Source organism: Curtobacterium sp. P97 (assembly GCF_023712445.1).
Taxonomy (GTDB): Bacteria; Actinomycetota; Actinomycetes; order Actinomycetales; family Microbacteriaceae; genus Curtobacterium.
This window is the reverse complement of record NZ_JAMAYF010000233.1, coordinates 1-384: the sequence shown is the minus strand read 5'-3', so window position 1 is coordinate 384 and position 384 is coordinate 1. Positions and strand designations below refer to the sequence as shown.

Annotated in this window: 2 protein-coding genes; both read right to left on the bottom strand. The window is 74.5% G+C overall.

Annotation, left to right across the window (positions count from 1 at the left end; all coding sequences use genetic code 11):
- On the bottom strand, positions 1-189 hold a 189-nt coding region (locus M3677_RS17800; RefSeq protein ID WP_251161246.1), incomplete at its 3' end, for a hypothetical protein.
- Positions 174-384, bottom strand: a 211-nt coding sequence (locus M3677_RS17795; protein WP_251161245.1) for a hypothetical protein, incomplete at its 5' end; no start/stop codon positions are given. The genes M3677_RS17795 and M3677_RS17800, both read right to left, overlap by 16 nt.

The following is a 384-nucleotide window of genomic DNA, read 5'->3' as shown; positions in this document are numbered from 1 at the left end:
CTCGAAGTCCGGGGAGCCCCCGGTGCGGGTGCCGTCGGGGGCGTACCGCCCCTCGTCCAGGCCCAGGGCGGGCAGCAGCTCAGCGGCCACCTCGGCGGCCTGCCGGCGCACCCGGGCGCTGGGTGCCGTGGCCCGCTCGGCCAGCCGCACCAGACCGTCGACGTCCTGCTGGGTCAGGCCTCGGGCCACCCCGGGTCGCCCGGCAACGGCGTCTGCTTCATGACGTCGTCCTGTGCGTACATCTCCGCTGCTCCGCGCTGCATCATCAGCAGCAAGTCCGGCTCGCTCGGCAGTTCCTGGCCGAACGACCGGGCCACCTGCTCCGCCGTCGCCCGGTCCACGAACGTCAGCCGCTGCTCCCCGTCCGCGCTGTCCGCCATGATC